Annotated in this window: 27 protein-coding genes and 2 tRNA genes; 24 read left to right on the top strand and 5 right to left on the bottom strand. The window is 63.9% G+C overall.

The genetic code is table 11. From position 1 onward, the window contains the following. Positions 1–114: 114 nt before the first annotated feature. Together GY725_03630 and GY725_03635 are read right to left on the bottom strand one after the other, a co-directional pair. Positions 115–190: transfer RNA gene (locus GY725_03630), tRNA-Glu, on the bottom strand. Between the two features lie 163 nt (positions 191–353). Then, on the bottom strand, positions 354–695 hold the full coding sequence (locus GY725_03635; protein ID MCP4003266.1) for a hypothetical protein: 342 nt from the start codon (positions 693–695) through the stop codon (positions 354–356). Positions 696–944: 249 nt separating this feature from the next. On the opposite strand from GY725_03635, the gene GY725_03640 reads away from it, so the two are divergent. The 4 genes from GY725_03640 to GY725_03655 all read left to right on the top strand — a co-directional run bounded on the left by GY725_03640 (position 945) and on the right by GY725_03655 (position 4523). Continuing rightward, a complete protein-coding gene (locus GY725_03640) occupies positions 945–1739 on the top strand; it encodes a nucleoside phosphorylase (protein ID MCP4003267.1) in 795 nt (264 codons plus the stop codon). After that, a complete protein-coding gene (locus tag GY725_03645; protein MCP4003268.1) occupies positions 1736–2926 on the top strand; it encodes an amidohydrolase family protein in 1191 nt (396 codons plus the stop codon). Before GY725_03640 ends, GY725_03645 begins: the two co-directional genes overlap by 4 nt. An 84-nt stretch (positions 2927–3010) precedes the next feature. Continuing rightward, complete coding sequence (locus GY725_03650; protein ID MCP4003269.1) at positions 3011–3337, top strand: hypothetical protein; 327 nt, start codon at positions 3011–3013, stop codon at positions 3335–3337. Between the two features lie 580 nt (positions 3338–3917). After that, complete coding sequence (locus tag GY725_03655; protein ID MCP4003270.1) at positions 3918–4523, top strand: hypothetical protein; 606 nt, start codon at positions 3918–3920, stop codon at positions 4521–4523. 41 nt (positions 4524–4564) lie between these two features. Here GY725_03655 and GY725_03660 read toward each other — a convergent pair. Both GY725_03660 and GY725_03665 read right to left on the bottom strand, forming a co-directional pair. Next, positions 4565–4638: transfer RNA gene (locus GY725_03660), tRNA-Gln, on the bottom strand. A gap of 65 nt (positions 4639–4703) precedes the next feature. Continuing rightward, positions 4704–6119 (bottom strand): glutamate--tRNA ligase, encoded by a 1416-nt coding sequence (locus GY725_03665; GenBank protein ID MCP4003271.1) that lies wholly within the window; start codon positions 6117–6119, stop codon positions 4704–4706. A gap of 108 nt (positions 6120–6227) precedes the next feature. Here GY725_03665 and GY725_03670 point away from each other — a divergent pair, with 108 nt between their 5' ends. The 17 genes from GY725_03670 to holA all read left to right on the top strand — a co-directional run bounded on the left by GY725_03670 (position 6228) and on the right by holA (position 19820). Further along, positions 6228–6794: a DUF177 domain-containing protein gene (locus GY725_03670; protein ID MCP4003272.1), complete on the top strand. Its 567-nt coding sequence runs from the start codon at positions 6228–6230 to the stop codon at positions 6792–6794. Between the two features lie 24 nt (positions 6795–6818). Further along, positions 6819–7010: a 50S ribosomal protein L32 gene (gene rpmF, locus GY725_03675; GenBank protein MCP4003273.1), complete on the top strand. Its 192-nt coding sequence runs from the start codon at positions 6819–6821 to the stop codon at positions 7008–7010. A gap of 35 nt (positions 7011–7045) precedes the next feature. Then, complete coding sequence (gene fabD, locus GY725_03680) at positions 7046–7990, top strand: ACP S-malonyltransferase (GenBank protein ID MCP4003274.1); 945 nt, start codon at positions 7046–7048, stop codon at positions 7988–7990. After that, entirely contained in the window at positions 7987–8733 is a 747-nt protein-coding gene (gene fabG / locus GY725_03685) for a 3-oxoacyl-[acyl-carrier-protein] reductase (GenBank protein MCP4003275.1), read from the top strand. The genes fabD and fabG overlap by 4 nt, the downstream gene beginning before the upstream one ends. 26 nt (positions 8734–8759) lie before the next feature. After that, entirely contained in the window at positions 8760–8999 is a 240-nt protein-coding gene (locus GY725_03690) for an acyl carrier protein (GenBank protein MCP4003276.1), read from the top strand. A 6-nt stretch (positions 9000–9005) separates the two neighbouring features. Next, positions 9006–10289: a beta-ketoacyl-ACP synthase II gene (fabF, locus tag GY725_03695; GenBank protein ID MCP4003277.1), complete on the top strand. Its 1284-nt coding sequence runs from the start codon at positions 9006–9008 to the stop codon at positions 10287–10289. After that, entirely contained in the window at positions 10286–11530 is a 1245-nt protein-coding gene (locus GY725_03700; protein MCP4003278.1) for a serine hydroxymethyltransferase, read from the top strand. The genes fabF and GY725_03700 overlap by 4 nt, the downstream gene beginning before the upstream one ends. A gap of 8 nt (positions 11531–11538) precedes the next feature. Next, entirely contained in the window at positions 11539–12009 is a 471-nt protein-coding gene (gene nrdR / locus GY725_03705; GenBank protein ID MCP4003279.1) for a transcriptional repressor NrdR, read from the top strand. Then, entirely contained in the window at positions 11972–13099 is a 1128-nt protein-coding gene (gene ribD, locus GY725_03710) for a bifunctional diaminohydroxyphosphoribosylaminopyrimidine deaminase/5-amino-6-(5-phosphoribosylamino)uracil reductase RibD (protein MCP4003280.1), read from the top strand. The genes nrdR and ribD overlap by 38 nt, the downstream gene beginning before the upstream one ends. Positions 13100–13109: 10 nt before the next feature. Then, positions 13110–13586 carry a 6,7-dimethyl-8-ribityllumazine synthase gene (locus GY725_03715; protein ID MCP4003281.1) on the top strand — a complete coding sequence of 159 codons (477 nt, stop codon included), beginning with the start codon at positions 13110–13112 and terminating at the stop codon, positions 13584–13586. A 5-nt stretch (positions 13587–13591) separates the two neighbouring features. Further along, positions 13592–14029 (top strand): transcription antitermination factor NusB, encoded by a 438-nt coding sequence (gene nusB / locus GY725_03720; protein ID MCP4003282.1) that lies wholly within the window; start codon positions 13592–13594, stop codon positions 14027–14029. Then, a complete protein-coding gene (locus GY725_03725; GenBank protein MCP4003283.1) occupies positions 14026–14616 on the top strand; it encodes a hypothetical protein in 591 nt (196 codons plus the stop codon). The genes nusB and GY725_03725 overlap by 4 nt, the downstream gene beginning before the upstream one ends. A gap of 70 nt (positions 14617–14686) precedes the next feature. Then, positions 14687–15649 (top strand): DUF4388 domain-containing protein, encoded by a 963-nt coding sequence (locus tag GY725_03730; GenBank protein ID MCP4003284.1) that lies wholly within the window; start codon positions 14687–14689, stop codon positions 15647–15649. A 58-nt stretch (positions 15650–15707) separates the two neighbouring features. Further along, positions 15708–16886 carry a hypothetical protein gene (locus GY725_03735; GenBank protein MCP4003285.1) on the top strand — a complete coding sequence of 393 codons (1179 nt, stop codon included), beginning with the start codon at positions 15708–15710 and terminating at the stop codon, positions 16884–16886. 66 nt (positions 16887–16952) lie between these two features. Continuing rightward, positions 16953–18308, top strand: coding sequence for a Trk system potassium transporter TrkA (gene trkA / locus GY725_03740; GenBank protein MCP4003286.1), 1356 nt, complete (start codon positions 16953–16955; stop codon positions 18306–18308). A gap of 11 nt (positions 18309–18319) precedes the next feature. Further along, positions 18320–18853, top strand: a complete 534-nt coding sequence (locus tag GY725_03745) for a hypothetical protein (GenBank protein ID MCP4003287.1) — start codon at positions 18320–18322, stop codon at positions 18851–18853. Then, the gene (holA, locus tag GY725_03750) at positions 18831–19820 is read left to right on the top strand and encodes a DNA polymerase III subunit delta (GenBank protein ID MCP4003288.1); all 990 of its coding nucleotides are present in this window, start codon (positions 18831–18833) and stop codon (positions 19818–19820) included. Before GY725_03745 ends, holA begins: the two co-directional genes overlap by 23 nt. Positions 19821–19888: 68 nt before the next feature. On the opposite strand, the gene rpsT is transcribed toward holA, so the two are convergent. Continuing rightward, entirely contained in the window at positions 19889–20137 is a 249-nt protein-coding gene (rpsT, locus tag GY725_03755) for a 30S ribosomal protein S20 (GenBank protein ID MCP4003289.1), read from the bottom strand. Between rpsT and murJ the strand changes: the two genes are divergently transcribed. The 3 genes from murJ (at position 20136) to GY725_03770 (ending at position 24838) form a co-directional block, all read left to right on the top strand. Beyond that, positions 20136–21818: a murein biosynthesis integral membrane protein MurJ gene (gene murJ / locus GY725_03760; GenBank protein MCP4003290.1), complete on the top strand. Its 1683-nt coding sequence runs from the start codon at positions 20136–20138 to the stop codon at positions 21816–21818. The genes rpsT and murJ overlap by 2 nt on opposite strands. A 231-nt stretch (positions 21819–22049) precedes the next feature. Next, positions 22050–23750 carry a hypothetical protein gene (locus tag GY725_03765; protein ID MCP4003291.1) on the top strand — a complete coding sequence of 567 codons (1701 nt, stop codon included), beginning with the start codon at positions 22050–22052 and terminating at the stop codon, positions 23748–23750. Beyond that, a complete protein-coding gene (locus tag GY725_03770) occupies positions 23750–24838 on the top strand; it encodes a DUF4388 domain-containing protein (GenBank protein ID MCP4003292.1) in 1089 nt (362 codons plus the stop codon). The genes GY725_03765 and GY725_03770 overlap by 1 nt, the downstream gene beginning before the upstream one ends. Positions 24839–24850: the final 12 nt, after the last annotated feature.

A 24850-nucleotide genomic window follows, 5' to 3' on the forward strand; every position in this document is an offset into this window, starting at 1 on the left:
AAGGCTCATCTCCGGAGGCCGGGGAGTAGGCGCGTTTTCGGCACCAGCCGGACAGCGCCGCCGCGCGCGTTCGTATTCCTGGGTCTGGACCTGGGGCAGTGAGTCCTAGAAGACTGGTGGTCCCAACGGGAATCGAACCCGTGTCTCCAGGGTGAGAACCTGACATCCTAGACCGCTAGACGATGGGACCAGTCGGAAGGCGGCAAGGTAGGGGGGGCGCCCCGGCTCGTCAAACCGGGGCCCGGGCGATCCGCGCGTTTGGCCCCGCGAGGCCACGACGTACGAGACCCCCGGCCCGCCGCGTTTCCGCAGCAGACCGGGGGTCTACGCTGAGACGGTCAAACCTGTTTGGTTCAGCCCTGCCGTCGCTTCATCGTGCGCCGCTTCTTGGAAGCGGTCCAGCGAGTCGTCTTCGCCGGAGTTCGACGCTTCGCCGTGGTGCGGCGCTTCGCCGTCGTGCGACGCTTCGGCGTGGTCCGCTTCTTCGCCGTCGTCTTGCGCTTCATCGCCGGCTTCGGCTTCGACGCTGTCTTGAGCTTCGCAGCTGCGTTCTCAGTGGACTTCATGGCTTCGCGAAAATACTTCGCCATCTGCTTGTCCATGGGATAGTGCTTGCTGAAGTAATTGGCGAATCGCTGCCAATCGTTGTTCATCTTCGACGTGTGCCAAACTCTTTTTGCGACCTTGATTGCCATGTGGTTGTACTCCCCACGATTTTCAATGAACCCGGTTTCGGACGAAATTCACGAAAGCGTTAGCTTTTACTTTCGGCCAGCCCGTGAAGCTGCCGATCGGTGCTGCTTTTTCGCGCTTGAAAATCTCGGCGCACGGGGTTCTGCTGTTGGCGAGTTCGAGTGGACTGCGCGATGGTGAGCGCTCGTTGCGCCCGGTGACGCGATTGCGTGTGGGAACGGAAGCACCCGGAAATAGAGGAGAATTCCGAAGTGAGTGAGATGAGTGACGAGCCGGGACAGCCGATCACGGGTCTGAAGAGCGGGCAAATGCCCGAGAACGTTTTCCTCGCCGGGGATCCGGCGAGGGTCGCGCGAATATCGAAGAACTGGTCGAACACGCGCGAGGTCTGCAATGTGCGCGAGTACCGCGTCGTGGTCGGAGAGCACGAAGGCGTGACGATGGCCGCCGCCTCCACCGGTATTGGCGCACCGAGTACCGCGATCCTGGTCGAGGAGCTTGCCAAGGTCGGGGGGAAGCGCTTCATCCGCATCGGCAACTCCGGCGGACTCGCACCTGATCTCGATCTGGGCGACCTGGTGATCACCACTGGTTCGGTGCGCGACGACGGAACTTCGCGAAGCTATATCACGACCGAGTATCCGGCAGTGGCCAGTTACGACGTCGTCAGTGCACTGGTGTCAGCAGCGCGATCGCTCGGCGTGCACCACCAGGTGGGCATCACCTGGTCCATGGATGCGTTCTACGCGCGCAACGCCGTACTCGGCGAAGGTGGAGCGATCGAACCCATGAGCTACGGCGGCTACCGTCCGCCCGAGCTGTCCAGTCGTATCGAGCAATTGCGAGCCGCTCGCGTGCTCAACGCCGAAATGGAAAGCGGCATCCTGCTCACGCTGGCAAATCTCTACGGGCTTTCAGCGGGTTGTGTGTGTGTCGTATCGGATCGCGCTCCGTGGCCGGGCCCGGCTGAACTCGACATCGACAAAAACATGGACTCCGCCATTTCCGTCGCGCTGGCGGCGATGCTGCATCTCGCGAAGAATTGAGCGATCGCAGCATCTGGGCCGCGCGCGCGATCACGCCTCAGGGGGTGCTCGAGCGGGTCCGCCTGGAGGTGCGTTCGGGTCGCATCGCCGAGCTTCTGGCGGACACCGACCCTGGACCCGACGACGAACGCTTCGACGACGCCACACTGGTGGCCGGTCTGGTCGATCTTCAGGTGAACGGCGCTGACGGCGGTTCCTATGACGATCCCGATCCCGCGGCTCGTCGGCGCGCAACCGACTACCACCTGCGCTCGGGTACCACGAGTCTGCTGGCCACTCTGGTGACCGCGCCGCTGGACCACTTGGAGGCAGCGCTTCGGCGGCTCGCTCCCGAGGTCAGCGAAGACGGGCCGGTGCTCGGCGTACACCTCGAAGGCCCATTCCTTTCCGAGGCCAAGAGCGGTGCACATGCCAGTCGCAACCTATGCGATCCGACGCCCGGTGCGCTTTCAGGCCTGCTCGACGCTGCCGGTCCTTCTTTGCGCATGCTCACCCTGGCGCCCGAACGCGAGGGCGCGCTCGACGCGATTGAGCGCTTGGCCAAGGCCGGGGTCGTCACCGCCGCCGGTCACTCCCTGGCCAGCTTCGAGCAGCTTCGGGCCGCGATCGATCGCGGTCTTTCCTTCGTGACGCACGTGGGCAATGCCAGCGACTGGCCTTCCCGACCCTATGACGAAGCTCTCGGCTACCGGCGCTCGGAGCCCGGTCTGATCGGCGCCTTCATGGTCGATGAGCGCCTGCGCGGGAGCGTGATTCTCGACGGTCGGCATCTGCACCCGCAACTGGCTGCGGCGCTCTACCGGTTGCGCAAGCGCGCGTTGCTACTCGTTTCCGATGCCACACCCGCCGCGGGTCTGCCTCCGGGGGAGTATCCGATGGGCGCGCTGCGCGCGACCGTGCATTCCGAAGGCTATGCGACCGCCGGTCAGGGCCTGGCCGGCAGTACGATCACCCTGCTCGACGCCGTGCGTATTGGGGTGGACGAGGCCGGGATCCCTCTGCCCGACGCGCTTCACATGGCCAGCGAGGGACCGGCGAGCCTGATCGGTGCCCAGCGAAAAGGCCGTTTGGCGACGGGCTGTGACGCGGATCTCTTGCTCCTGAATGAGCGCCTCGAAGTCCGCGCACTGTACCGCGCCGGGGCGCCAGTGGTGACTGGAAAAGTCCGGCCAGGTGCTTCTGGGTAGCTCCCGCAAGTCAAGTTGTACGACACGGGGCCGATTGGCACCAAGAGATCTTTCGGGACGGATGTTCCCTGCGAGGAGACTTTCATGCGCAATCTCGGTCGTAACCTGCTAGTTGGACTTGTACTCGCGGGGCTACTCGGTATGGCGGGCCCGGCATCCGCAGTCGGATATGAGGATTCGCTGGACGATTGTGCGTATCCGAAGGTTTTCGACGTTGCCGTCATGCGCCCGCTTTCCTTCGTTACGATGGTGGCCGGCGCCGTGGTGCTCGTCTTTCCGGTTGGCCCGATTGCAGGCGTCACTGCGCCGCAACAGTTCGGTGAAGTCGCGGAAGCGCTGGTCGTTTCGCCTGCGCGTTTCACGTTCAAGCGCCCACTCGGTGAGTGCTCGGGCGTGACCGTCGCCTACTGATTCACTCGCTTCTACCCACAGGAAGCACAGAGAGCCATCGCGGTCTTCGGACTGCGATGGCTTTCGCGCGTCTGGCGCTGGTCTCTTCGGTCGATCGTTAAAGAAAAACCGGGGGGCCGAGCCTTTCGGCTGGCCCCCCGGTCATCCTGGGAAGGGAAGGGTGGATGAAGAAGCGATGAGCAAAACTCGTTGAACCGGTCAGCACCCGATTTCCGAAAGCGACCCGCGGGGGCAAGAGGCGATCTCTGCGTTGGACGGAGGGAGTACAGCCATTCCGGACGCGATCTCTCTTGCGATGTCTCAAACCCCCACGGGTCTCGGGTTGGGTGCTATCGGTTGCACTGGTTATGACGGGGGCGCCGGGGAAATCTTCAATGCCCCCAAAAAAACTCTCGGATCGGAGACCTCTTTCGCGGAGCAGCGGCCGAGCCCGCCGAGTTGCACACGAACTGCGTCCGGGCTCCCGCCAGTCCGATGAACCTGGGGTCCGCAGTCCGCGCGCGATAGTCTCCACGAAGACCCATCCAGTGGGAGCCCAGATGTCCGTCGATCACCACACCATCACCCCGAGCGCGACCTGATGCTCAAGACGCTGCTTCTGGCCGCGGCAATTGCCACGCATCAGGTTCCGATGGACGTCTACGTAATGAACGATCTGGTCGTGGACAATCCGAACTGGCGAGAGGACGTCCGCACCCTGATCGAGCACGCGAACCGGCGCTATCAGGCGGTGCAGGTTTCGGATCCCGCGTACCCAACCCCCGACTTTCCCTGCCCGTTCGAGATCCATATCAAGAAGCTCGAGGTCTTCGACGGCCGGGACCCGAAGCTTCAGCGCCGGCGCGGCGGCATGGGCAAGAAGCCGGGGCTCTACCTGGCGACCGGACCCGGCCCGGCTTGGTCGCTTCTCGGCCTGCCCAAAGCCTATGTGTGGACCGGACCGGCATTGCTGCACAAGAAATACGGCACCAGCTGGCGAATCGCGCACGAGATCGGCCACACCCTGGGCCTCGGGCATATCGTGGTCGACGGACCCGAGGACGCCTGCACGATGATGAGCTACGGCAAGGCGCTGTTGAAGTACGCGCCCTGTCGCAAGGCGGCGCCCGCGCAACGCCTGTCGCGGGCGCAGTGCCAGCACCTGCTGAGCCATCCGCGCGTACGCCGCGTTCCGCCGCCCGACTGAGTTCGAAGCCGCGGCCCGAGCCTCGGGTTTGGAGAAACCGATGGCTGGCGGACTAGGATTTGAACCTAGATCAATGGGACCAGAACCCACCGTCCTACCATTAGACGATCCGCCAGCGGAAGACGCCCCGGTGAAGCGGCGTCTACGTGAGTCGGGAGTATAGATCCCCGATCCTGAGCTTCAATCGGTCTGTGGGATTTGCTCCTGAACCTCGGCCAGGCGGCGCAGTGTGCGCTCGCGGCCCAGGGCCACCAGGGTCTCGAAGATTCCCGGGCTGACCGAGGTGCCCGATACGGCCACGCGGACCGGCTGCGCCAGCGCTCCCATCTTCAACTCGCACTTCTCGAGCACGGCGTTGAAGGCCCCTTCCAGTCCGGCCTCATCCCAGTCCGGCAGTTTCTCGAACAACGCCGCCAGCTGCGTCAGTGGTTCGGCGGCGCCCGGCTTGAGGAACTTGCGTACCGCCTTGGGCTCGTATTCGAGTGGGTCGACGAAATAGCTGCTGGCCTTCTCGGCCATCTCGACCAGGGTCTTGCTGCGCTCGCGCAGAAGATCGACCAGCGACTGGAAGCTGGTGTCGTCGTTCAACTCGTCGGATACGAAGCGGCTCAGGTGTCTCAGCAACTCCTCGCGGGGCAAAGACTTGATGTACTGCTGGTTGAGCCAGATGAGTTTGTCGTCGTGTACCTGGGAAGGGGAGCGACCACAGCCTTCGAGTGTGAACAACTCGACGAGTTTGTCGGCATCGAAGATCTCCAGATCACCGTGGCTCCAGCCCAGACGGGAAATATAGTTGAGTACTGCCTGAGGCAGGAAACCGCGGTCGCGGTAGGCCTGCACCGATACCGATTCGACCCGCTTCGAAAGTTTCTTGCCGCCGGACTCGACGAGTAGCGGCACGTGAGCGAACTGCGGAGGCGGCAATTCCAGGGCGGTGTAGAGCAGCAACTGGCGCGAGGTGCTCGTCATGTGCTCCCGGCCGCGCACGACGTGGCTCACGTGCATGTCGTGATCGTCGATCACCACGGCCAAGTGGTAGATTGCCGTACCGTCGGTCCGTGCGACGATGAAGTCGTCCAGTTCCGCTGCATCCTGGCCGCTGGACCCCGCGATCAGATCGTTCCAGCGCGTCACTGCGCCTTCGTCGGGCACCTTGATGCGCACGCAAAAACTCTCGCTGCAGTTCGCGGGGATGTTCTTGTCGCGGCACCTTCGGTCGTAGCCTGGATTGCGTCCGGCCGCCCTGGCTGCCTCGCGCATGGCGTTGACCTGGTCGGGAGTGCAGGTGCAGCGGTAGGCGTGACCGCCCTCCAGGAGCTGGTTGACGGCCTCCTGGTAGCGTCGAGAGCGCTCGCTCTGACGCGGGATGCCCTCGAACCCTGGGACAGGGTCGAAGTCGATGCCCAGCCACTCCATGGCCTCCAGCAGCAGCTGTTCGGACTCCTCGCTCGAACGTTCGCGGTCGGTGTCTTCGAAGCGCAAGAGGAACGAGCCGCCCTCGTGGCGGGCCAGCGCCCAGTTGTACAGCGCGGTGCGAGCGCCTCCGATGTGGAGAGCGCCGGTCGGGCTCGGCGCGTAGCGGGTGATGACGGACATAGCGGCGCATGATAGCAGCCCGTTCCCCGAGCCTCGGGTTGACAGCCCAAGTCTTCCGGTCTAGATAGAGCATTCGCTCAACTATTTGAACTATTTGGGGTTTTCGACGTGGCCGGATTCAGCCTGCGCCCCGAAGACGTCTTGGAAAGCCCGCTTTCCTTCGAACTGGTTTCCGATCCCGGGTGGTGGGAGGAAGCCCGTCGGGTTCTGGGCGATTCCGAACTCTCGCTGGCTGAGCCGTTCGAGCTGCATCTGGAGGCGTATCGCATCGGTGCGCGGCTGTTGGTTCGCGGCCATCTGCGCGGGGCCATCGAATTGGTGTGTGGACGCTGCACTTCGGTCTTTCGCCGGATTTTCGAAGAACCCGTCGAGTTGCTGCTGGAGCCGGCGTCCAGAACCCAGGAGCTGCCCGAAAGTGGCATCGCCCTGGACCCCGAAGATCTCCAACTCGGGCACTATGGCGGCGACGAGCTAGACTTCGGGCCGATTATCCTGGAGATTCTGGCGCTCGAGTGGCCCATGCAGCCGCTGTGCTCGAAATCTTGTCTCGGTCTGTGCCCGGTCTGTGGTCGCAACCGAAGCAAAGAAGGCTGCACCTGCGAGACGGGCGAAAAGAACCGCCCTTTCGCGGGACTCGATAAGTTACTGGAGCGGTCCCGGTCCAAGGGACGCTGATTCTCGGAAAAGAAGGACAGGCAGATGGCGGAACCAAAGAAGAAGACGTCGAAATCGCGGACTCGCATGCGACGCGCCCACGATTCGCTCGCAGCACCCGGACTGTCGAAGTGCCCGCAGTGCGGAGCCACGAAGCAGCCCCATCGGGTCTGTCCGGAGTGCGGCCACTACCGCGGCCGACAGGTATTCCAGGTCGAGAAGGAAGACGAGGTTTAGGTCTTCCCGGCCCAACACCTCCCCTTACCTCGATAATGTTGAGCGTCGTATTCCCTGGGCAGGGTTCCCAGGCCGTTGGAATGAGCATGGACTTCGTGCGCGCCCATCCGCGCGCGCGCGCCGCACTCGAAGAAGCGGACGCCGCGTATGGCGGTGGCTTGATCGACCTGATCACCCACGGCCCCGAAGAAGAACTGCTGCGCACCGAAATCACCCAGCCCGCGGTACTGGCGGCGAGCATCGCCATCTACCGCGAGGTCGAGCCGCGTCTTCCCGTACCCCCAGGGGTGTTCGCCGGGCATAGCCTCGGTGAATACTCGGCACTCGTGGCGGCGGGCGGTCTGGACCTGGCCGACGCCGTGCGTCTGGTGCGACGCCGCGGGGCGCTCATGCAACAGGCCGTTCCCGAGGGGACGGGAGCGATGGCCGCGATCCTGGGGCTTTCGGGCGAGCAGGTCAGCGAGATCTGCGCGGCGACGTCGGGAGTCGTTTCGCCGGCCAACTACAATTCGCCCGTTCAGACGGTGATCGCCGGTGAGCGCGCGCCGGTCGCGAGCGCGTCGAAAGCGGCGGAGGAAGCCGGCGCAAAGCGCGTGGTGCTACTCGCGGTATCCGCGCCGTTTCACTGCAAACTAATGGCGCCCGCGATGGAGAAGCTCACGCCGGAACTCGCGGAGGTGGCGTTGCGCGATCTGCGCATTCCAGTAGTCGCGAACGTCACAGCCCAGCCCAACGGCGATGCCGAGACCGCGCGCCGCCTGCTTCGCGAGCAGGTTTGTGCGCCGGTGCGCTGGACGGAGTGCATTCAGACCATGGTCGCCGCCGGTGCGACGGTACAACTCGAGGTCGGGCCCGGACGCGTTCTGTCCGGATTGGCTGCCAAGACGGATCGCGGGCTGGCCCGCGCAAGCATCGAGAAGCTCGAAGACCTCGACGGAGCCCTTGAACGGGTGGCGAAGACACTGGAGGAGGGCGCTTGAGCCGGCCACTTCACGAACGGGTTGCACTGGTCACCGGCGGTTCGCGCGGTATCGGACAGGAAATCGCCCGCGAGCTTGCGCGCGCCGGTGCGAGCGTGGCCATCACCTATCGCAGCTCACCCGACGGAGCGCGCGAAACCGTCAAGAGCATCGAAGAGCACGGGGGGCGCGCACTCGCGCTGGAGTGCGATGTGTCGGATTTCGAGGCCGTCGAAGCCCTGGTCGCCAAGACCCTGCAGGAGTTCGGCCGGCTCGACATCGCAGTCAACAACGCCGGCGTCACGCGCGACCAGCTGATCATGCGTATGAAGCCAGCGGACTTCGACGATGTGATCGCGACGAATCTGAGGGGCACCTGGAACATCTGTCGGGCGGTCACGCGGCCCATGCTCAAGGCGCGGCGGGGGCGGGTGATCAACCTGTCTTCGGTGGTCGCCCAGATGGGCAATCCGGGTCAGACGAATTACGCGGCCAGCAAGGGCGGAATCGAGTCACTGACGCGCTCGCTGGCGCGAGAACTGGGTAGCCGGGGAATTACCGTCAATGCGGTGGCTCCGGGCTTCATCGACACTGAAATGACCCAGGGGCTGGGCGAGGAGGTCCGGGCGGGCCTGCAGGATCGCATTCCCCTGGGCCGTTTGGGTACAGTTGCGGATGTGGCTCACGCGGTGCGGTTCTTGGCGACCGACGACGCGAGCTACATCACGGGTCAGGTCATTCAAGTGAACGGCGGGTTGGACTGAGGCCGCCTCGAGGCTGGAGGGAAAGCATGTCCATCGAAGCAAAGATCAAGGATCTCATCGTCGAGCAACTCGCAGTTGCAGCAACGGAAGTCGTGCCGGAGGCGTCGTTCATCGACGATCTCGGCGCGGACTCGCTCGACATCGTCGAACTGGTGATGGCGATCGAGGAGGAGTTCGGTCTCGAAATTCCGGACGATGACGCGGAGAAGATTCAGAGCATCGGCGACGCGATCAGCTACGTCGAGGAACGAACCACGAAGGACTGAGCGCAGATGCCCCCTCGCCTGACGACCCGAACCATCGACTTGCGCCGCGTGGTGATCACCGGCATGGGTACGGTGAATCCGCTCGGCAATGACGTGCCCACCAGCTGGAATGCTCTGCTCAAGGGCGTGTCCGGTGTCGGACCGCTCGAGGGTCTTGACGCCTCCAGTCTGCGAGTGCGTATTGGCGGGCAGCTCAAGGGTTTCGATCCGACCGTCGCGCTCGACAAGAAAGAAGTCCGGCGTCTCGATCCCTATCTGCAGTACTCGATCGTGGCGGCCGAAGAAGCCGTCGCGCGATCTGGCCTCGTGGTCGATCCGGCGCGTGCGGAACGCGTGGGCGTACTGATCGGTTCGGGCATTGCCGGATTGAACACGATCTTCGACAACTCCATGTCGCTGGTGGAAAAGGGCAAGGTCTCGCCTTTCTTCATTCCCTCATCGATTGCGAACATGGCCTCGGGCCTGGTCTCGATTCGCCACGGCGCGCGTGGCCCCAACACCTGTGTGGTCACGGCGTGCACGACGGGGACGCATGCGGTCGGAGACGCGTACCGCATCATCCAGCGTGGCGACGCCGATGCCATGATCGCCGGTGGCGGCGAGGCACCCGTCAATCGACTGGCGATCGCGGGTTTCTCCTCGATGAAGGCACTCTCGACACGCAATGACGATCCTCAGCGTGCGAGTCGTCCCTTCGACGCAGGTCGCGACGGCTTCGTCATCGCCGAAGGCGCGGGCGTGGTGGTGCTCGAGTCGCTCGAGCACGCGCTGAACCGCGGCGCGAAGATTGTCGCGGAAGTGGTCGGTTACGGCATGTCTTCTGATGCCCATCACATGACGGCTCCGCCCGATGACGGCGGCGGCGCCCAGCTGTGTATGCGCAACGCGTTGAACGACGCGGGTCTTCGGCCCGAAGACGTCGACTACATCAACGCCCATGGCACGAGCACGCCACTCAACGATCGTATCGAAAGCCAGGCCATCCGCGCGGTCTTTGGCGAACACGCGTCAAAACTCGCCGTCTCCTCGACGAAGTCGATGACCGGTCACACGCTCGGCGGTGCCGGGGGTATCGAAGCCATCTTCACGGCCCTCGCGCTCGCGGAAGGCAAGCTGCCTCCGACGGTCAACTTGACCGATCCGGATCCCGATTGTGATCTGGACTACGTGCCGGACGAGATGCGCGAATCCGCCATTTCAGTTGCGCTAAGCAACTCGTTCGGTTTCGGCGGCACCAACGGCACGCTGGCCTTCGCGCGCTACGATCAGATCGAGGAGGGACAGTCGTGACTCTTAGAGAAACCGATCCCGAGATCGCTCGCGCGATCGACAGCGAGGTCGAACGACAGCAGTCCGGCCTCGAACTGATTGCGAGCGAGAACTTTACGTCGCCCGCAGTACTCGAAGCGATGGGCACTGCACTGACCAACAAGTACGCCGAAGGTTATTCCGGCAAGCGCTACTACGGTGGGTGCGAGTTCATCGACGTGGTCGAGACCCTGGCCATCGAACGCGCCAAGCGCTTGTTCGGAGCCGAGCACGCCAACGTACAACCGCACTCGGGTTCGGGTGCGAACATGGCGGTGTACTTCGGCGCGCTGGAAACCGGCGACAAGATCCTGGGCATGGAACTCTCGCACGGTGGGCATCTGACCCACGGGTCCCCCGTCAATTTCTCGGCGCGTTTCTTCGAATTCGTGCGCTACGGCGTGAATGGTCCGGAGCAGGTGATCGACTACGACCAGGTGCGCAGGCTGGCGCGCGAGCATCGCCCCAAGATGATCCAGACCGGCTATAGCGCCTATCCGCGCACGATCGACTTCAAGGCCTTTGGCGAGATTGCTCGGGAAGTCGATGCGGTGCTGTTCGCCGACATCGCGCACATTGCGGGGCTCGTGGCGGCCGGAGTGCATCCCTCGCCAATGGGGCATGCGCAGATCGTCAGTACGACGACCCACAAGACGTTACGCGGTCCGCGCGGCGGCTTGATTCTATGCGACGAAGCTCACGCCAGCGCGATCGACAAGGCGATCTTTCCGCACACACAGGGCGGCCCGCTGGAGCATGTGATCGCAGCCAAGGCGGTGGCCTTCGAAGAAGCGGCTCGGCCGGACTTCAAGGAGTACGCCGCACAGATCGTGAAGAACGCGCGAGCCATGGCAGAACGGGTGAAGGAGCGCGGTTTCAAGCTGTTCACCGGTGGAACGGACAACCACCTCTTTGTGATCGACTTCAGCGACCGGGAGATTTCGGGTTTGAAGGCTCAGCGCGCGTTGGATCGCGCGGCGATCACCACCTCGAAGAGCACCGTTCCCGGAGACACGCGCTCGCCCTGGGTGACCAGCGGCCTGCGCATCGGCACGCCGGCGCTCACGACGCGCGGCATGGCGGAAGCCGAGATGGTGCGCGTGGCCGACTGGATGTGTGATGTACTCGGGAATCCCGACGATGAGTCCCTGACCCAGCGAATCCGCTCCGAGGTCGAGGAGTTCACCGGCGGCTTCCCGCTGCCGTACACGCGCCCCGCATAGGCTGATCCTTGCGCTGTCCCTTCTGCGATCACCCCGACACCAAGGTGGTCGATGCGCGAAATCAGCGCGACGCACCGGTCAAACGGCGCCGACGGGAGTGCTCCGAGTGTGCGCGTCGTTTCACGACCTACGAGCGGATCGAAGATCTGCTGCCGATGGTGGTGAAGCGCGACGGGCGCAGGGAGCCACTGGATCGCTTGAAGATCGTCTCCGGACTGCAAAAAGCCTGTGAGAAGCGCCCCGTTTCGGTCGATGCAATCGAAGACGCCACGCAGCGTATCGAGCGCGTGTTGCTCGACCTGGGTCTGCGCGAACTGCCGAGCCCGCGCATCGGCGAAGAAGTGCGCATGGAGTTGCGGGCGCTCGATCCCGTCGCATGGCTGCGTTTCACCTCGGTCTACTTGAACTTCAAGACGATCGAGGACTTCCGCAAGGCGCTCGATGAGATCGGACCCGAAACCGACCTTGGCTCGAAGTAGCTCCGACGATGCGCGTTGGATGCGAGCTGCACTGAGTCTGGCTCGCCGTGCGCGCGGTGCAACGGCGCCCAATCCGGCTGTAGGCGCGATGATCGTGCACCGAGGCCAGCGCATTGCTGCGGGCAGCACGCGACCCTTTCCCGGCGCCCACGCCGAGGCCGTTGCGCTGGTTCGGGCGGGCCAGTCCGCTCGAGGGGCCACGCTGTACGTGACGCTCGAACCGTGCGCCCATCACGGCAACAATCCGCCCTGCGTCGACGCGCTGATCGCAGCGAAGATCGCGCGCGTGGTCGTCGGTCAGCGCGACCCGAATCCGAACACGAACGGGAAGGGTCTGGCGAAGCTGCGACGAGCTGGAATTCGCGTCGACCTCGGCGTGGAAGAAGCAGCGTGTCGCGAGTTGCACGAAGGATTCGTTTCCCGAGTCGAGCGCGGTCGACCATTCACCACTCTGAAGCTGGCGGCCAGCCTCGATGGTCGTATCGCCACGCGCACCGGGGAGTCGCGCTGGATCACCGGGCCCAAGGCACGCGCATACGTGCATCGCATTCGCGCGAGTTGTGATGCGGTCGCCGTCGGCTCGGGCACGCTACTGGCCGACGATCCCCAGCTATGTGCCCGGGCGCGCAACAAGATCGTGCACGTGCCCACCCGCATCGTCGTGGACTCGAAGCTGAAGACGCCGCCGGGGGCTCGCGCGATCGATCCCGAGGCTCCCGAACGCACCTGGCTGCTGACCTCGAAGTCCGCACCGGCTGCGCGGCGCCGCCGTCTGGAGCGCGCGGGGGTCAGGCTGCTCGAAGTGCGCCAGCGCGCCGGTCAACTCGATCTGCGGGCGGCCTGGAAAAGGCTCGGAGCGCTCGGCGTGAACGATCTGCTGGTGGAGGGCGGGGGCGGCCTGGCCGCGGCGCTGCTTCGCGCGGGGCTGGTCGATCGCCTGCTCTGGTTCAGCGCACCGCTGCTGATCGGCTCAGACGGTCGTCCCGTGCTCCAGGAGCTCGGAGTGGGGCGGCTGGGTGCAGCGCTCCGGCCCCGCGACATGCAGGTACGCCGCCTCGGAGCGGATTTCCTCTTCGTGGCGGAATGGTAATCTCGCTCTGATGGAAAACAGCGAAACTCGACTCTCGGGCCAGGGGCTTCGCGTCGGCATCATCGTCGCGCGCTTCAACCACATGATCACGCTCCGCCTGCTCAACGGGTGTCGCGAGCGGTTGAATGAACTCGGTGCGACCGAGATGGACGAAATCTGGGTGCCCGGGGCTTTTGAGATCCCGCTGGCCGCCCAGGAGGCCGCCGTGAGCGGGCGCTATGATGCCCTGGTCGCGATCGGAGTGGTGATTCGCGGCGGCACGCCGCATTTTGACTACGTGTGCCGCGCGGTGACTGACGGCGTCCGCGAGGTCGGCATGAGCGCGCGCATTCCGATTGCGTTCTGCGTGCTTACCACCGATAACGTCCATCAGGCGCTCGAACGCGCGGTGCGAGAGGGCGAGTCGGGCACGAACAAGGGCGCAGAGGCGGCCGACTGCGTGGCCGAGATGTGCAGCTTGCTAGGGCAAATCCGCAAGGGAAACTAGAGAACGTGGGAATTCACGGTGAACGCAGAATGGCTCGCGAAGCGGCACTTCAGGTGCTGTACGCGGCCGATTCCACCGGCGGGATCCTGCCCGAATCCGTTCTGTCCGCCTACGCAGAGGTAGAGCAGGAATTCTCGCTACCCACGCGCGCTCGAGAACGCGCCCGTGAACTCGTGTCCGGCGTGTCGCAGAACTTGAAGCAGCTGGACGAGGCGATCTCGCTGGTGAGCGCAAACTGGAGCCTGAACCGGCTTGCGACCGTCGAGCGCAATCTCCTGCGCATTTCTGCGTATGAGCTCTTGCACGAACCCCAGACGCCTGTCGAAGTGGTTCTGGACGAGGCGGTCGAGGTTGCGCGCCGCTTTGGAGGCGATTCCTCGCCGTCCTTCGTCAATGGTGTGCTCGATGAACTCGCGCGACGCCACAGGCGCCGGGAAGCATGAGTCAGCTCGCACTGTCGTTGTTCCCGGGACCGGCGACGCTAGCGCAGGCCGAAACCTGCCTGGTCCCCGTTCCCGAAGACGAGCGTCCGCTGCGCGGTGACGCAGGATGGATCGATTGGCGGCTCTGCGGTCGGATTTCGGAGCAGCTCCGTTCGGGTTACGTCTCTGGAATGCCGGGTGAGGCGGCGCTACTGCCCGGAGGCGTACCGTTGCACATCAGCCGGATCCTCTTGGTGGGGGTTGGGCCCAGCGCTCTGCTCGCCGGGGGGCCGCTCGCGAACGCGATGCGCGGCGCCGTGAGCAAGCTTCTGGCGCTGCAATGTGGTGCGGCACTGCTGGCGTGTCCGGGCAGCATCGATTTGCAGTCCGAAGCCGCCAGCCTCCTGAGTGGCGTGGTCCAGGGACTCTCCGAGGCACCCGAGGATTCCAGGCTGAACATCGTGCTGGCCGACGGTCAGCAATGCGAGAAGGCGCTCTTGTCCGCATTGGCGAGTGTCGTTCCTGATGCGCACGGCTGTGGTGTGTCGATCGAGCTCAGCTGGGTCGGGACGGCCGAAGACCCGGAGCCCGTTCTACAGCAGGCGTAAGGTCAGCTCGGCTCCCGTCCGATTCAGACTCGAGAATCATGTGTCTACCCAGAGGATCGGACTCCTTCTGATGAGCCTCCGCGGAAATCTCAATGCACTCAGCCTTCCGGAGCTGCTGCAGATCGTGGCGCTGGCGAAGAAGACCGGCGCGCTCGAGATCTGTTCGGAGCAGGGGGTGGCCTGGCTGGGTCTGGAAGACGGCGGAATCGTGCGCGTTGCGCGAGACGGCGATGTTCTGGATCGCGAGTCGGTGCTCAAATCCCAGAACCTGACACCTGAAAGCGATCAGGCGCAGATCGAATCTGCGCTCTGGGACTCCGCCGTTCACGCGATCCTAGAGATTTTCGACTGGCGCGAGGGAGAGTTCATGTTCGAACCCGTCGGGAATGCCGAGATGGACTGGCGAGGTCCCGAGGGCCTGCGACTACCCGCTCCTGTGGCACCCGAGTTCCTGGCGCTCGAGGGTGCGCGACTCGAAGACGAGCGCCACAGCCCGGAGCTGAAGCCCGAACCCTTCAATGCAGTCCCGGTTGATCCGGGCATGGACTGGTCGGATCTCAACGAGGGTCCCGCCGGGGTGCTCGAAACGCCCCCTGTTGTCCCGCCGGTCCCGGTGCCTTCGGGGAAATCCGCGCCAGGCGTGATCATCTGCGTCGATCCGGATCTCTCACTGCTCGAACGCATGAAGGAATTGCTCGCGCGTGACAGCAACCGCGTGCACATCTTCCAGGATGGCAATGACGCACTCACACGATTGAAGCAGTACATCATCAGCGGGGATTTTCCCGTCTTCGTTTTGAGTACTGCCATCGAGGATCCACTGGACGCCCGGCGCGGTCTGGGCTGGCGCCGTTTTGTGGCGCGCCTGCGCAGTCTTGCACCAAGCATACGCCTGGTGCTGCTGCGAGACGGTGAAGATGGGTCTGATTCCGGGCTCGAGGAAGTCGTGAAGCCCGATCCGCGCTTTGCGACAGAAGTCGACGTAGTCGACTTTCTCAGTTCTCTCGGGGACGTACTGGGTATGAATGCGTAAAGGCCGGCGCATAGCCGTCCGATAGTCCACTTGACCCAGCTTGCGACCTGAGCAGGAGATGTCGCATTTGATCGCCAGTTGTCCACAATGCAATAGCCGCTACCGAATCGCGCGTGAAAAGATCAGTGCGGCCGGCGCTCGAATTCGCTGCAGTCGCTGCGAGACGATTTTTCGCGTCGAGTCGCCGGGGCCTCGACCCGTCGAAAGTGATCCGCCCGTCGCACAACCCGCTGCGCCCCAGCCAGTCCCCGCGCAGGTTCCGGCAGCGCCCCAGACCGAGGCGCCCGCATTTCCTTCTCCGAGCCAAGCTGAGGCACCCGCAATTTCTTCTCCGGGCCAAGCTGAGGCACCGGCTGATCCATCGCTTCAGCAATCGCCGGCCACGGTTCCGACGGCTCCAACACCACCGGTGCCCGCACGTCCCAAGACGCGCGTGCTCGTGGCCGAGGGTGATTCTGACGTCGCGAAAAAGCTCGCCACCTTTCTGACCGACTGGGGACTGGACCCGGAAGTCGTTCACGACGGTGGCGAAGCCCTGCTGCGCCTGTTCCGCAACCGTCCCAAATTGGCGGTTCTGGGCGGTCACTTGCCGGGCGTTTCTTCGGTCGTCCTGGCCGAGGTGTTGCGTCGCAGTGCAGACCTGCAGGACATGACTCTGATTCGTGTTGCACCGATGGACGAGCCTGCAGGTGCACCCGAGTTCGACGCGAACCACACTCTGGAGCCAGGTGATCTGCCGGACGGCCTCGCTGCCCTGCTCGAGACTCATGGGCTTGGAGCCAGGCCGACACCAGAACCCGAACTCGAACGGCCGGTGGCTCCCGCACCCGAGCCGCCCTCCGAGCCCGTTGCCGTAGCCCCGACTCCGGCCCCAGAAACACCTGCTGTATCTGAAAAGAGCAGTCCGGGTCAGCAGGCTCCGATGCCCGGCTCCCCGACGGCTCCCGAAGCGGAAGCGAAACCGAGACGACGTCGTCGCCCGCCGCCGCTTTCTGACGATCCCGAGATCGCGGCGGCGGAACGGCTGGCTCGGATCGCAGTTTCGGACGTGATCCTCTACAACGAGGAGAAGTTCGCGGACGCCGTGAAGCAGGGAAACGTCGCCGACAGCATGGCCGCCGATATTCAGGAAGCGCGCCACCATTTCAACCAGCGCATTCCCGAAGAAGTCCGGTCCAAGAAGGACTATCTGATCGAAGAGCTGGAACGCCGCGCGTCGATCGCCGCAAGCGCGTAACCGCCTCCAGGCCCGGTCCCTCGGAGCCTGGCGCGCTGCCAGCCCGGAGTGGCTATACTTCGCGCCGTGAGCATCGTGATCGTCGGGGGTGGAGAAATCGGCGCTACTCTCGCAGAGCATCTGTCTCGCGAGAGCAAGGACGTCATCGTGATCGAGGCCGATGAGGCTCGCGTCCGCGAGCTTCGCGATGCCGCCGATGTGAGCGTCGTACACGGCAACGGCTCCAATCCCGAAGTCCTCAAGGCGGCCGGTCTCGACGAGGCCGAGATGCTGATTGCCGTAACCAACTCCGACGAGGTGAACATCGTCGCCAGTCTGGTTGCCACCAAGCAGAGTGTCATTCGCACGAATATCGCGCGCGTGCGCGATCCGGACCTGGCGGCGGCGGTACCCGCCTTGTTCGAAGACGATCCACTCGATCTGAATATCAATCCCGAAGAGGTGGCGGCCCGCAACATCCTCAAGACGCTGCGTGTTCCCGGAGCAGCCGGTGTCTTCGACTTCGCGGACGGCCGCGTGCAGGTCGGGGCCTTCACCGTCGATCAAGACTGCGCCACCGTCGGCGTGCCGTTGTTCGAACTCGCGAACAAGTTCGATTTCGATTTCAATATCGTCGCGATCTCGCGTCGCGGTCCAGCGTTCATTCCCGACGGTCGCTCTCAGATCGAAATTGGCGACAAGATCTACGCGGCGGGTTCACCCGAAGCCCTCAGCGAACTGGCGTCTCTACTGGGAAAGCCCAATGTAGACACGCGCCGTATCGTGATCGCCGGTGGCGGGAACATCACCTATCACCTGGCGCAGATGCTCGAGGACGAGGAAATCTCCTGCAAGATCATCGAAGCCGATGCCGGCCGGTGCAAGTACCTGGCTGAACGCCTGGGTCGCAGCGTGATCCTGCACGGCGCCGCGACGGATCCCGATCTGCTGCGCGAGGAAAACGTCGGTAGCACCGACGCTTTTCTCGCGTTTACGAAGGACGAAGAAGACAACATCCTGGCCGCGCTACTCGCCAAGCGGGCCGGAGCGGCCCGCGTGATGGCGTTGGTCAATAAACCTTCCTATGCGTCGCTCGTCATGACCATCGGAGTGGATGCGGTGATCAGTCCGAACGCCGCAGCGGTCTCCGCCATCTTGCACTTCATTCGCAAGGGTAAAGTGGTGTCGGTTACGACCGTGGGCGAGGAGGCGGCCGAGGCGCTCGAGGTCGTCGCTCTCGAGACATCGGAACTGGTCGGCAAGCCGCTGAAAGAAGGCGGCTTCAAGAACGCGATCGTCGGCGCGATCGTGCGCGGCGACGAAGTACACATCCCTTCGGGCGAGGACATCATCGAAGTGGGGGATCACGTCGTGATCTTCGCGCTCAAGAGCGCGATTCCCGACGTGGAACGGCTCATGATGGTTCAGTTGCGGTACTTTTGATGCTTGCGCTCATGCACCAGGATTCCTTCAAACGCGCCATTGCGGCCCTGCTTCTCTCGTGTGTCTGTTTCGCCTGCGGATACCGCGTGATCGACGGTCGAGGTGGGCTGGGGGTCGACTTCGATCGCATCGAGATCCGGGCATTCGAAAATCGCACGTCCGAGCCGGGTCTGGAACAGATGCTGGCTTCGGCTTTGACCGAGGAGTTTGCGCGGCGCGACTGGTTGACGCCCGTCTACTCCAAAGGGGCCGCACCCGGCGACCTGATCCTTGTTGGTGTCGTGCAGCGCGTCCACGTGCGACCGAGTTCGTATTCGTCGGTGGCACTTGCACTCGAGGATCGAATCGAAATCAGCGTCGACGTCGAGGTCCGGCAAGCCGGTTCCGGCGATCTGGTCTGGGAACATCCGGATCTGAATGTGAGTGAACTGTTCCAATCGAGCCCCGAACCGCAGGTGTACGAGTCCAACAAGGAGCAGGCCATGCGACGCGTGTCAGCCCTGCTCTCGGAGAGAATTCACGATGAGCTCTTCCAGCGCTTCTGAGACGGCCCACCCCCCTGTCGTGCTGGTAACGGGAGATTCGAACACGTTGCGGGATGCGGCGATCGCCGAATTGCGCGAACAGGTGATCGGCGAGGGACCCCGCGACTTCAACGAGGACCGCTTCGATCTCGCGGGCCCAAAGGTCGATCCCGGGAGCGTCATTTCCGTGGCGCGCACGCATCCGGTCATGGCCCCCGGGCGCCTGTTGATCGTGCGCGGGCTCGGCGCAAAGAAAGCTGCGAAATTCATCGAGCAGGCCCTGATTCCGTATCTGGAAGATCCGGTGGGCACCACCTGTCTGATCCTGGAAGCTGAAAAACTCGACAAGCGCCTGAAGTGGGTCAAGCGGGTGGCCAAGCTCGGAAAACTGCTCGATTGCGCCGGCCCCAAGCGCCCCGCCGAGGCCAAACAGTTCGTCGAAAGGCGCCTCAAGACGCTGGGCAAGAAGCCCGGACAGGGTACGGCCTCCGCCCTCGTGGAACTGGTCGGTCCCGACCTCGATCGACTCCATATGGAGATCGAGAAGCTCGTGCTGTACCTCGGCGATCGACAGGAGGCCGGTGCGGATGATGTCGCCGAGGTGACCGGCCACCTGCGGCCCACGGCCCTCTACGAGCTCACAGACGCGATCGGGCGCCGCAAGCTTGCCGAGGCGCTGAAGATCTTACGCCAGCTCACAGAGCACGGTGAGGCGCCGCTGGCGATTCTGGGAGCGCTGGCGAATCACTTTCGACGCCTCCTGAGAGCCCGGGAGTGCCGGCCTCTGGAAGCCCGCGAAGTCGAGGCCCGTCTCTCCGTTCACCCCTACGCGGCGCGTATGCTGGTGGAGCAGGCGCGAGGCTTCGATTTGAGGCGCTTGCGCGTCTGTCTGGAAGCCGTGCGGCGCACGGATGAAGCTCTCAAAGGTCGCCTGCCGCTGACGCCGGGACTGGCGATCGAACGGCTGGTTCTGGCCGTCTGCTCGTGAAATCACGGCCGCGTCCAGCCGTTCTCCGGGAAGGCCAGAAGGACGGGGTGGACTCTCTCCGCAGTCAGCTAGACGAGCTTGCTGAGCCGGGAAACGGTGCGAGAGGTCGTTCTGGGGTGAAAAACGCCCTTGGTCGTGGCTCTGCGCAGCAAGCGTTCGGCCTGCTGGAAGAGTTCGGCCCGATCGGGCGAATCGTCCGCTGCCGCCTGGCGGAGTTTACGGACTGCGCCGCGGACGGTGGCCCGGATATGGTTGTTCCGGTCCGCCCTCTTGAGCGACTGACGATGACGTTTTGCTGCGGATTTGTGATTTGCCATGGGTAACTACGAGCCGAGCGGTAGATACCCCGATGAGAGCGGCGTGTCAACGGCCACGGGCGAAGAGGTCGCCCGTTCGGCCGGTGTGGTGGGGGCGGCGACCCTGGCCAGCCGCGTTCTGGGACTGGTTCGCGACGTCGTTCTGGCCAGCCTTTTCGCCGTCGCTTCGACCGATGCCTTCTTCGTCGCCTTCATGATTCCCAATCTCTTCCGCCGGCTGGTGGGCGAGGGTTCTCTCACGATCAGCTTCGTGCCGGTCTTTACCGGCTCGCTTCGCGAGGGGCGCGAGGAAGCGCGTCGGGTCTTCAATGCCACCTGGACTCTGGCCGCGATCGCCGGGCTGGTCATTGCGGTTCTGGGCGTGCTGTTCTCGGATCAGCTGATCAGCCTGTTTGCACCCGGCTTCGCACTCGAACCCGGCAAGCACGATCTGGCCGTGCAACTGCTCCAGTTGTGCTTTCCGTACATTGCCATGCTGACGCTCGTGGCCATCGCCATGGGCGCTCTCAACGCGCTGGGGCACTTCTTTACACCGGCGATCTCGCCGGTACTGCTCAACGTCTGCCTGGTTGCTGGAGCCGCTCTCGGTGTGGCCTGGTTCGACACGCCGATCCTGGTGCTCGGCTACGCGGTTATCGTCGCGGGTGTGTTGCAGGTCGCGGTCCAGATTCCAGCGCTCGCGCGTCGAGGCTTGACACCGAAACCAGTCATGGCGCCCGGCCATCCGGCGATCCGGCGACTGGGCGGGTTGATGCTCCCGGCCGCGCTCGGGGCTTCGGTCTATCAGTTGAATCTGCTGGTCTCTCGCTTCCTGGCTTCCTTTCAAGGAGACGGAGCCGTCTCGTATCTGTACTACGCGAATCGCTTGATCGAGTTCCCGTTGGGTGTCTTTATTTTCGCGCTGGGGATGGTCGGGCTCACCCGCTTCGCGCACCTGGCGAAGTCCGCGGACCGCGCGCTGTTGCGTCAGACGTTCTGCTCCACACTGGGCATGGCACTGGCTCTCGCTCTGCCGTCCGCGATCGGGTTGATCCTCCTGCGCGAACTCTTGATCTCGCAACTCTTCGCCTGGAATCCCTCCGTATTCGGAGCTGAAGCCGTTCGTTCGTGTACTCCGGTCCTGGCGCTGGCAGCTCTGGGTCTGGTGCCGATTGCGGTCTCTCGCATCTACGTGAACCTGTGTGTTGCCCACGAGAACACGAAGACCGGGGCGCGCGCAGCGCTGCTCAGCCTCGTCGTGAATTTCTTTGCCTCGCTGGCGTTGATCGGTCCGCTGCCGCTGGCCAGCTTGCCGGAGCCGTGGATCGGCTGGCAGCACGCGATCGTGGTCGCCGATCTGGGGTATTCCGGTCTGGCTCTCGCAGCGTCGATCGCGGCCCTCGTGAACATGTTCTACGTGATTGTCGCCACCCGCTCTCGTTACGGTGCGCTGGTCGATGCGCGTCAGGTTTTTGACTGGCTGCGTCTGGTCGTCGCAAGCTCTTTCATGGCTCTCGCCATCTGGATGCTGACCCAGCGCATCCCGGTGGATACCCAGACGGCATCTCTGTCCGGCGTGCTCTTCCTGTTCACGAGCGTCGCATTCGGTGCCGGGATCTACCTCCTGTCGCTATTCGTCCTGCGCGCGCCGGAGCTACGCGCATTGCTCGCGATCGTGCGACGCCGAACTTCATCGACCTGAACGCCGATTGCGAAACGATGCCTTCAGTGGCCCATACATGGAGCCGAAAAATGAAGGAACCGAGTCCCGCGCGGGAAGTGTCATGAGGGGATCCATCTGCGCGCTCTTATACGAATTGGAACGTTCGCGCTCATCGCCTTTTCGGCGCTGACGCTACACCCGTCCGTCGGCTCGACGGAGGCGGCAACGGAGCACTCCGACCCGCTACTCGTTCCTTCGGAACCTCTCCCGGTGCCCGAGGCCGTGGTCAAGTCCAGCGTGGCGGGGCGCATCCTGATGGCATCCGAGCGCTATCGGGAACACGGCTACGATCAGCTGCCCGTCCTCGCTCTCGCCTTGCTCGACGAGGCCCGCCAGCGCTCGAATCTGCTCCTCGTGGACAAGGCGGTTGTACTCGCCCCGAATTCTCCCGCAGTTCGCTTCGAGGCCGCTCGGCTCGCGCATAGTCCGATGGATCTTTTCGCGGCTCTCTGGGCGTTGATGACTCGGCTTCCAGGATTGCTCTGGCTCTTGCAGTTGGTCGGTGCCATGTTCTGCATCGGCCTCGCGCTGGCCACCTCATTGATGATCGTGGTGGCGCTGGTGCGCAGCGCGCCCCAGCACACCCACGCACTCGGACACCTGGGAAACTCGAAGGACCTGCCCGGTCTTCCCGGTTTCGTCACGATACTGGCTCTGCTCGGGTTGCTCCCGCTGGCGGGCTTTGGTCCCGCTCTGGTGCTCGCGGTCGCCGGAGCTTTTGCGGCGTTGCGCCTGTCTCGCCGCGAGGCCTGCGGGGTCGGTTTCGCGCTGCTCGTTTCGGGTCTGTGCCTCGGACCCCTGCTCGACGGCTGGTCCCGCGTGGCCGCGATCCAGGAAGGCAACGCGCATGTTCTGGCGGCCTGGCGGGTGGAACGCGCACAGCCTCTACCGGGGGATCTCGCGCGTCTGACGGCTGCTCACGAGCGCAGCCCCGACGACATCCTGGTGCGTCTGGCCCTGGCCACTCTGTACGAACGCGAGGGAAATCTGGATCGCGCGATCCAGATTCTCGGTCGACCCCCGGCGAATGCGAACGGGTCGATGTTGAGTGCGATGTTCAATCTGCGCGGAATCATCGCGCTCGCTCAGGGCAGGGCGCAGGATGGCATTCACGAGTTTCAATCGGCGCGCTCGGCGCATGAATCTGCTGCGGTCCTGTTCAATCTATCCCAGGCCTATGGAAGAGCTTTGCGTCTAGCGGAACAGCAACCGTTGTTCAGCGCTGCGCGCGCACTCGATCCCGGTCTCATCAGTCGCGTATCCTCGCTCGATGGGCGCACTATTCACGATCATCTGATTCACGCCCGCCTGCCGCTTTTGACCTATCTAGAGGAAGCCACGAGCAGCGATGTCAGCTCAAATGCGCTCGCCCGCGAGATGCGCATGCGCGCTCTCGGCCCGCGCTTTTCGGACCTCGGCTGGATCGCGTTGCCCGTGCTCGGCATCCTGGGCGTACTCCTGCGTCGCTCGGATATCGGGCACTGCCGACGCTGTTCCCGCGCAATCTGCGCGGCCTGTGAGACCGAGTCCAACACACGAGATACCTGTGTTCGATGCGAAGCGTTGTTCGGCCGTTCGACGATCAGGGATCCCCGAGTGCACCGTGAGCAATTGCGTCACGAGCGTCGCCGACAGAAACACGAGTTGTACGGCCTGGCGCTGGCCGGTCTGCTGGTCCCAGGCACGCCCGAGGTCTACAACGGACGCCTCGGAGCGGGTTTCGCAAGGCTCTGGTTCCTTGCGGTCGCGGCATTCCTGCTCCTGATGGCCGATCTCCTGCCAACGCCCTGGGACGTGGGTGAACTCGGATTCTGGCTACCCACTGGGTTCGGATTGCTCGTCCTGGTGCCGCTCTATCTGAACTCGGTTCTGCGCGCGGTCCAATCGCTCGCTGAAGCAAGGGCAATCTGATGAGTCTTCAGGGATCCCTGACCGACTTCCCGGTTGCCGATGTCTTCCAGCTGATCGGGCATCAACGCAAGACCGGTGTGCTCGAGGTCGCTCAGGGGGATCGGAGACTCCAGGTTCTTTTCCTCGAAGGTGCCGTACTCTCGGCGCGTCCGGCCGAAGCGCGGCCCGGCGGAGCGCTCGCGGGCTTCTTGTTGCGCACAGGCGTTCTGTCCGAGGCTGAACTGGCCACTGCGCGCAGCCATCAGGAAGAGACACTCGAATCGTTGGCCCAGGCGCTGCTCTCGAAGAATCTGGTACGAGAGTCCGATCTGGAACAGGTCCAACGCCTGACGACCGACGAGTCGATCTTCGAGCTCTTCCTATGGGACGAAGGCAGCTTCTCCTTCCGTCCCGAAGAAGTCGCTTCTTCTCCTGGGGATTCCCCGATTGGTGCGGAGATGGTCCTGCTCGACGCACTGCGCATGCGCGACGAGTGGGCGAATGTGCGCAGTCAGCTTTCCGATCTCTCGGTGAGGATTTCGCAAGCCGTCGACATCGATGAATTCCGTCTGAAGCGCGCCAGTGTTGAGCAGTCGTCCGGCATGACCGCCGGCCAACTCGAGAAACTCTTCAACCTGGCCAATGTGCCGAACACTGCGCGGCGTCTGATCGATCTTTCGCGACTCGGGACGTTTACCGGCGCACGCGCGTTGGTGGCGCTCCTGCGCCAGCAGGTCATCCGTATCGACAGCACCTCTGCGAAAGCCCGAGCCGGGCGCGTCGAGCACTCTGTGAGTGAACGCCCTCTCCTCACAGTTGCGGTTCTGGGCCTCGCGGCCATCCTCGCCGGGATTCTGTGGACCGTGCCAGAGCTGCTGGAACGAACTCATCCGATACCGGCGGATTCGCTCCGCAACGCTCGCATCGCGGCAACCACATTGCGTCTGGAAGCCGAGCTGGAGTCCTACCGCTGGGCGGAAGGGGCCTACCCGCAGTCGTTGACGGCCTTGCGCGGGCGCGGCCGCCAGAGCTTGGCGACCGTCCAACTGGATCACTACAGTTACGCCCGCTCCGAGACGGGGTTTCGCCTCCGCCGAATTCTGCCCTAGTCTCGGAATTCG

This window comes from bacterium (assembly GCA_024226335.1).
Lineage (GTDB): Bacteria > Myxococcota_A > UBA9160 > SZUA-336 > SZUA-336 > JAAELY01.

Coding starts and splice junctions, on each gene's coding strand:
- GY725_03665 (MCP4003271.1), bottom strand. CDS start 6,119: ATGTCCGTCATCACCCGCTACGCGCCGAGCCCGACCGGCGCTCTCCAC.
- holA (MCP4003288.1), top strand. CDS start 18,831: ATGAGCTCTTCCAGCGCTTCTGAGACGGCCCACCCCCCTGTCGTGCTG.
- GY725_03655 (MCP4003270.1), top strand. CDS start 3,918: ATGCTCAAGACGCTGCTTCTGGCCGCGGCAATTGCCACGCATCAGGTT.
- GY725_03745 (MCP4003287.1), top strand. CDS start 18,320: ATGCACCAGGATTCCTTCAAACGCGCCATTGCGGCCCTGCTTCTCTCG.
- rpmF (MCP4003273.1), top strand. CDS start 6,819: ATGGCGGAACCAAAGAAGAAGACGTCGAAATCGCGGACTCGCATGCGA.
- murJ (MCP4003290.1), top strand. CDS start 20,136: ATGGGTAACTACGAGCCGAGCGGTAGATACCCCGATGAGAGCGGCGTG.
- GY725_03715 (MCP4003281.1), top strand. CDS start 13,110: ATGGAAAACAGCGAAACTCGACTCTCGGGCCAGGGGCTTCGCGTCGGC.
- GY725_03735 (MCP4003285.1), top strand. CDS start 15,708: ATGTCGCATTTGATCGCCAGTTGTCCACAATGCAATAGCCGCTACCGA.
- fabD (MCP4003274.1), top strand. CDS start 7,046: ATGTTGAGCGTCGTATTCCCTGGGCAGGGTTCCCAGGCCGTTGGAATG.
- GY725_03730 (MCP4003284.1), top strand. CDS start 14,687: ATGAGCCTCCGCGGAAATCTCAATGCACTCAGCCTTCCGGAGCTGCTG.
- GY725_03725 (MCP4003283.1), top strand. CDS start 14,026: ATGAGTCAGCTCGCACTGTCGTTGTTCCCGGGACCGGCGACGCTAGCG.
- GY725_03770 (MCP4003292.1), top strand. CDS start 23,750: ATGAGTCTTCAGGGATCCCTGACCGACTTCCCGGTTGCCGATGTCTTC.
- GY725_03635 (MCP4003266.1), bottom strand. CDS start 695: ATGGCAATCAAGGTCGCAAAAAGAGTTTGGCACACGTCGAAGATGAAC.
- rpsT (MCP4003289.1), bottom strand. CDS start 20,137: ATGGCAAATCACAAATCCGCAGCAAAACGTCATCGTCAGTCGCTCAAG.
- GY725_03690 (MCP4003276.1), top strand. CDS start 8,760: ATGTCCATCGAAGCAAAGATCAAGGATCTCATCGTCGAGCAACTCGCA.
- ribD (MCP4003280.1), top strand. CDS start 11,972: ATGAGATCGGACCCGAAACCGACCTTGGCTCGAAGTAGCTCCGACGAT.
- GY725_03650 (MCP4003269.1), top strand. CDS start 3,011: ATGCGCAATCTCGGTCGTAACCTGCTAGTTGGACTTGTACTCGCGGGG.
- fabF (MCP4003277.1), top strand. CDS start 9,006: ATGCCCCCTCGCCTGACGACCCGAACCATCGACTTGCGCCGCGTGGTG.